Origin of the sequence: Fodinicurvata fenggangensis DSM 21160 (genome assembly GCF_000686045.1) — a bacterium.
GTDB lineage: Bacteria > Pseudomonadota > Alphaproteobacteria > Kiloniellales > DSM-21159 > Fodinicurvata > Fodinicurvata fenggangensis.
Window position 1 is genome coordinate 1 of record NZ_JMLV01000027.1, and the last position, 6,219, is coordinate 6,219.

Annotated in this window: 8 protein-coding genes; 2 read left to right on the forward strand and 6 right to left on the reverse strand. The window is 55.9% G+C overall.

The genetic code is table 11. The features are described from left to right. Window positions 1-198: hypothetical protein (locus tag BP38_RS23050; protein ID WP_035725945.1), on the forward strand; the 198-nt coding region annotated here is incomplete at its 5' end. A gap of 119 nt (window positions 199-317) precedes the next feature. On the opposite strand, the gene BP38_RS0118055 is transcribed toward BP38_RS23050, so the two are convergent. The 4 genes from BP38_RS0118055 to BP38_RS0118070 all read right to left on the reverse strand — a co-directional run bounded on the left by BP38_RS0118055 (window position 318) and on the right by BP38_RS0118070 (window position 3,804). Beyond that, window positions 318-560 (reverse strand): hypothetical protein, encoded by a 243-nt coding sequence (locus tag BP38_RS0118055; RefSeq protein WP_026988869.1) that lies wholly within the window; start codon window positions 558-560, stop codon window positions 318-320. Further along, window positions 550-2,127, reverse strand: a complete 1,578-nt coding sequence (locus BP38_RS0118060; RefSeq protein WP_026988870.1) for a relaxase/mobilization nuclease domain-containing protein — start codon at window positions 2,125-2,127, stop codon at window positions 550-552. Before BP38_RS0118060 ends, BP38_RS0118055 begins: the two co-directional genes overlap by 11 nt. After that, entirely contained in the window at window positions 2,127-2,477 is a 351-nt protein-coding gene (locus BP38_RS0118065) for a plasmid mobilization protein (protein WP_162175182.1), read from the reverse strand. The genes BP38_RS0118060 and BP38_RS0118065 overlap by 1 nt, the downstream gene beginning before the upstream one ends. A 766-nt stretch (window positions 2,478-3,243) precedes the next feature. Beyond that, complete coding sequence (locus tag BP38_RS0118070; RefSeq protein WP_026988872.1) at window positions 3,244-3,804, reverse strand: hypothetical protein; 561 nt, start codon at window positions 3,802-3,804, stop codon at window positions 3,244-3,246. A gap of 481 nt (window positions 3,805-4,285) precedes the next feature. On the opposite strand from BP38_RS0118070, the gene BP38_RS0118080 reads away from it, so the two are divergent. Beyond that, the gene (locus BP38_RS0118080) at window positions 4,286-5,350 is read left to right on the forward strand and encodes a replication initiator protein A (RefSeq protein WP_026988873.1); all 1,065 of its coding nucleotides are present in this window, start codon (window positions 4,286-4,288) and stop codon (window positions 5,348-5,350) included. A gap of 31 nt (window positions 5,351-5,381) precedes the next feature. Here the strand turns inward: BP38_RS0118080 and BP38_RS0118085 are convergent, their stop codons facing one another. Together BP38_RS0118085 and parA are read right to left on the reverse strand one after the other, a co-directional pair. Next, complete coding sequence (locus tag BP38_RS0118085) at window positions 5,382-5,672, reverse strand: hypothetical protein (protein ID WP_051609538.1); 291 nt, start codon at window positions 5,670-5,672, stop codon at window positions 5,382-5,384. Next, window positions 5,665-6,219, reverse strand: a 555-nt coding sequence (gene parA / locus BP38_RS0118090; RefSeq protein ID WP_026988875.1) for a ParA family partition ATPase, incomplete at its 5' end; no start/stop codon positions are given. The genes parA and BP38_RS0118085, both read right to left, overlap by 8 nt.

Genomic DNA, 6,219 nt, shown 5'->3' on the forward strand with positions numbered 1-6,219 from the left:
CCCGCCTATGACACCGTGTCCAATTCACCGGAAACCGACCATAATGACGTTGGGGGGCAGCCACGAGGCACCTCGATCGAAGGCTCCGAGAACATTGATGTCGAGGACGGCGACAATAATGCCGCGATGGGAAGCACCAGCTCTGTTGGTGATAGAGATCTTGTCGACGAAGACAAGGACGAGAACATAACTGAGTAATAGGCTATTCAGTTGTTACTTACCTATAAGCCCCTGCCGTGCACGGCAGGGGCTTAACTGTTGCTGCATCTCCCAGCCCCAAAGCGACCTCTATTCCTGCTCTGACGAGCTGTGGTTCCCTATCCGCAGAACGGATCAACAACACACACACACCGACCGTCGCTATACTCGCGGATCATGTGACCCTCGGGCAAATCATCGACCCTATAAACGATAATATATTGATCGTCCTTGAGGCCGGCGCACACTTCCGCGCCTTCCCCAACCGGAAACTCTTGGCTCTCCGAGATAAGGCGTTCAACAGCAATAGCCTCATTCGGGTCCTGGGCAGCCTTGCCATGGCGTGTGTTCTTATCGCTCATGCTCAATGCCTCTGTCCTGAGATCCACGCTGACGGTGCTTGGAAAGTACCTGGTCGCGGATTTTCGCCATATCAACGTCGCCGGCCTTGCCGGCGATCTCGCGCACGGCCGCAAGGTCTTCCTTGGGAATGTCCGGATCGTTCTTCGCCTTCTCGGCCAGGCCGTCCAGCTGGCGCCTCACCGACTGCACGTCCCGTTCCTCCTGAGCTTTACCCTGGGCCTTCTGTACGGCCGCGCGGATCTCCACCAGGTCATACCGTTGCTCAGGCGTAAGGGGCTGCTGTGGCCCTTCCTCCTGCTCTGTGTTCAGCTTGCGCACAAGACTTGTGAGCCCGCGGCCGTTGAGTGCCGGCCCGGCGCGCCCGCTCGTCTCTCCGAAGGCCTCCGGGTGCTTATTGGCTGACCAGACGGCGAGTTTCGGGCTCTCCCGGTACATGGCAACGAAGCTGTGCTTCGCGGCCTCCGGGTCTTTGTGCGTAACCGAGAAATGCCGGTCCAGCCGGTCGGCGCTCTGCGCCGCCGGCTTCGGGGCGGTTATGGCCGGCTCGGGCTGCTCCTTCCGCCCGAAAAACCGCCCAAGAAAGCCCCTGCCCTCTTTCTTCTGACCGGCCTTTGCGGGATCTTCGGTCTTCTTCGGCTCTGGCGCATAGCGCGCCAGGCGGCGGCGCTCGTAGTCGCCGCCGTGCTGTTCGTACCAGTTCGGGCATTTCAGTTCGTAAATCTGGCCTTGCCGGCTCTGGCGCCAGATTTTCCCGCGCGTGCGGTTCTCGTGTAGCTTCTCGCCCTTGCGCAGATTGTCGCGAACCTGGGCGCGATCTGCTGCCCGTGTGGCGGTGACATGGATTCCGCGCTCGCGGCACTTCTCGGCCATGATCGAGCGCATGGCCTGCAATTCATCGGGCCCAAGGCGCAGCTGCTTGGCGCGCTGCCCTGGGGCACGCTCGGCCGTCGCTTTCGCGACGACATGGGCATGGGGCCGGTCAGAATGATCGGTGTGGATCGTGTAAATATACCGGAATCCGCCCTTGCCCAAGGTCTCCTGCAAACCGTCGCCTACGGCTTTTTCCAGGTTCCGGTGATTGGCCCCGGCCTTCGCCGGAACGGAAAAGATCAGGTGCGCAGACTGGCGTTTGTCTAAAGCCTGATTGGTGTTCATCAAGCTGCGGCTCATCTCGTCGGCCTTGCGCCAGGCGGCCGAACGATTGTCCTGGGCGCCTTTCAGGCTCCAGCTGTCAATCTCGGCCTGCTTTTCTTCCTTGGTGTGCAAGGCTTCGCCCTGCTCGTTGTAATGCACAAGCGGCGCGCTCTGCTCGTCGCTCTCACGGCAACGGCCGGTATAAAGCGCCTGGTTTTTGGCGCTGTGCTTCGTCTTAGACCAGTTGATGACCTTTAGAACGGCCTCTGAACTCGACGGCTTGCCGGTGCTGGACAGCCGCGCCGACCGGCCACGGCCGGGACTGGCGCTAAGGACGTTTCCCACGCGCGCCTTTACGGCGCGCTCGTGCTTCTCGCCCTCACTGACGATCCGGCCGCGCTTCTCATATTCGAAAGAGTCTCGATTCAGCATCACGCGTCCATCTGTAGCAGCTGGCGCAACCGGGTCGTCGCGGCTTTGAAGTCGGTCTTGATCGAGGGCAGTTCGGTAAAGTCCGGCGCGTCCTTGTGACGGCCGCTCTCATAGGCCGCCATGTCGCGCAAAAGGATATTCAGGTTCACGCCGGCCCGTCTGATTTGCTCGCGTACCTGGTCCAAGGCCTCGATCTCATCCGGGCGAAAGAACGGCCGGGCCTGGGCCTGGTCGAGTGCCGCCCGGCGAACATAGTTGCTCAAGGTGTTGCCGTTCTCGGCGGCGGCACCTTCCAGAATGTGACGCTCGGCCGGCGTCACTCGTAACTCGATCTTGGCTGTCTTGTTCATGCCATCTCCACCTATCAGCAGCCCCACCATCGGCGGGGCAAGCTAGCCCGCTTGTCGGGCTTTTCGGCCTTCCGGCCGTCATTTTGTCATGACAAAGTGCGTATCCTGCCCCACAATCCTCATAACATCGCTCACCATAGATCAAAGACTTAGCCGCGGTAAATCGAAAACAGCGGGGTTCAAAACGCTCAAATGCCATCAATCGCAGGGGTTCACCGCCAAAAAGCCGGGGTTCACGTCCAAAATTCTGGGGTTCATGCACAAAATCAAAGGGTTCACGCGCTAAATTCGGGGGTTCACCCGTAAATTATGCAAGGACGCAACATTGCCAAAATGCTCCGGAAGCTAGGGACGCAGGCCTAAAAATCAGGCACGCACACCGAAAAACGAGGGACGCAGCAAGAAATTTGAGGGACGCACGCCAAATGCCAGCAGGGACCCAAAACCCTAAAATGCTATCGACCCAAGGGACCCACCCTTAAAAATGAGGGACCCAGGCCGAAAAAGTCGGGACCCACGGCAAAAATCATGGGACCCAACGCCAAAAACGAGAGACCCACCCGAAATGCGGCATCCCGCCCCTGGCCGGTCAAAGAGAAAATGCTGTGGAACATCGCGCAAAGAAAAACCCGGCCGTAACCAGGCCAGGCGCGTACCAGAAAAGGACTGTCAGGGATTAAGCGTTTACAGGAAGGCGGACAGCTGTAAGAGCACGCCCCATACGCCGTGCATTAAACCCTGGCCAATAAGAAGCGGCATCCCGCGCCTACCGACTGGCCCCACCAAGGCGGCGCAACAACCATCCTGGTTTTGGCTCTTTGGGCATATCCTCGGGTCTATGGAGTTCGATGCCATGGAGATCTTCGATCTGGGCAACATATTCGGAGCGGGCTTCAGGAGAGTGTGTGCGCGCTCCCAACCAGTCAAAGTAATCCTCTGCACAGTGCAGAACTGCCGTCATGGAATAGCCGGCCATGAGAAGCTCTTCCGCACACCGCTCGATCATTCGGGCATAGAGCGTGTGACAGCCGAAAAAGAGTCCGGACTCGAGATCCAGGCGCTTCATGTCATCGTCATTGGGATAGATTGCCAGAACTAGGCCTTCTGGGGGATCGTCGGCCTCTTTCAACATTTCCAGCAAATAGGCGGCACGCTGCTCGATCGTTGTATGAATCTCCTCCATGCGCTCGCGCACGACCGACGGGGGGGCCTTCTGACCGGCAATCCAGGCCCGTGCTTGTGGGACCGGTACTGAAATAACGTTCTGAGCAAGTCCATAAGGGGATAAGCCCAAATCGGCCATCATTTGGGAAAACGTCAGAGACATTCAGCTCTTTCCCTGCAGTTGTTTACTGAGGATCAACAATCGAGACCGTAGAGGACTCCAGGCCCCAAATTTTCCCTTGGCTTCCTTGCCAAGCATAAGGCGCTGCCCTTTCATCTTGCTAGATGCTTGTTCTTTTGAGCTCTATCAGAACCGCCCTTATCTATGTCTTGTGCGCCGATGAGGCGCACGCCGATTTGTAATTCTAAGGATTGAGTGCGCACCGTTAGGGGCGCTCCGTTTAGGCACTTCAGGTATCGTTCATCTCAAAGTAGGCATAGGTGCTCTAGTGTTAAATAAAGTGTTAGAGTCTGTGTTAAGCTGTGGATGAATTGTCATAAGTGCTTGAATAGTATAAGAGAAAATCAGTCCCCGGTAACTGATACCACGAATCTCGGTAACTGATACCACGAACTTTGGTAACTGAAACCACGAATCTAACTAGCTATTGACGATTGGTAACTGAAACCACGAATATAGCCCCATGGTAACTGATACCACGAATCGAAGCGGGCAACTTCTTCCCGAGCGCCACCCGCAGCATGACCTGTTCATCTGCGATGTGGCCGATGCCATCCTGAAGGATGTGATGGCTCAGATGGAACACCCCTTCTATTCGCTCTCGAAGAAGCCCGAAACGAATATCAGGCGTTACGAACACAATGGGTATTGGCTGCAGGTCACACCGAGCGTGAAAGGCCTCGCGACAATCTACGACAAGGACATCCTGATCTATTGCATCTCCCAGGTGATGCATAAGCTCAAGAACAATGAGCCCGTCTCCAGGCGTGTTCGCATCAACAGTCGCGATCTGCTGATATTCACCAACCGCGGCACATCCGGTCGTGATTATATGGCCCTACAAGAAGCTCTCGAGCGCATCCGCGGCACTACAATCTCAACCAATATCCGCACGGGGCAAGAAGAGCAAATAGACACCTTTGGCCTGATTGAATCGTCTTCTATACGCCGTAAGCACGGCCTCGACGGTCGTTTGCTATGGTGCGAAATCACGCTCTCAGAATGGATTTTCAATGCGATCCAGGCACAGGAGGTCTTAACCCTTCACAAGGACTACTTCCGACTGCGCAAACCTCTCGAGCGCCGCATATATGAGCTGGCGCGGAAACATTGCGGTCAACAGGACTATTGGAAGATATCCCTCGGCCTTCTGCTCAAAAAGACAGGCTCACAAAGCCCCGACAAACGCTTCCGACAGATGGTGCGGGACCTGGCCGAGCACGACCATTTGCCAGACTATCGGGTCACCTTTGATGAAGATGAGGATATGGTGATCTTCACAAACCGTGGCTCAATGATATCAGCTGTTCCCCTTCCCTCCTGGGATGGTCACCTTGACCCAGAGGCATTTCATGATGCGCGTCAGGTAGCACCTGGATGGGATATCTATCGCTTGGAAGAGGAATGGCGGAAATGGTTAGGGGAGAACGAAATTGAACCTAAACATCCCGAACGGCACTTCATCAAATTCTGCCGGAGTTGGGCCGAGCGCCGCTCAGATACACAAATGCGTATACCCACATTTTAACATTTTCTGAACAGCTTCAGTTAACCCCCACTCATTTCCTGGTTAGGCCGGCTTCGTCCTCCAACTCAGCTGTTCGCTGTTCTATGAATCTCTGAAGCTCGCCACCCATTTTTCGGCCGGTGGCACTACAAGCTGTTTTAAAGCGCGTGTGGAGCGACGCGGGCAAATCGAGACTGAGCCTCTTGGTTGGTTCTGTAGCTTCCTGGTGCGCTTTGTCAGAGGTGTTCTTGCTGTCGTGCCCCGCACCTCCTGTTTCATAGGCGCTGATTTGCTCGTCCGATAGTTTTGGCTTGGGAGCCGTTGCAAAGGTCTTCTTAGGCATGGCTGAGGATTTCTTCAGTTAAGCGTTCAATCTCTGCAGCGGCAGGGCTATCCGGGCTCCACTCGAAAATGGTGTTTCCCATTGTCATACTCTCTGCAAATGCCACCCGCTGCTCGATTTCAGCATCCAGTATAGGAATGCCTGTTTCAGCAGCCATTGCCCGGATATCTCTACCTATAACAGTCTTCCCTATTTTGCGGGAAACCACAAACCCACATTTTAGGTTATCCTTATAATCCTGTGCTTCCTGGACTTGACGCACAGTCAGATTAGAGGCCCAGGTTGAAAGTCCAGAAGGCTCAATCGGTAATGCGACAAAATCAGAAGCAATGATGCAGGAGCGAGCGAGCTGCTCCGCATGGGGAGGACCATCGAGAATGGTGTGGTCATAGCTTTCCGCGAGACGGATCGCCTCCTTAGCCATATTCTCGCGTGCCATACTGACCACCTGAAATGCAGGCTCATTACGTAGACCAGCCCACGCGGTCGTAGATCCTTGCTTGTCCGCGTCGATCAGGAGCACGCGGCGGCCCTGCTTAGCCAACGC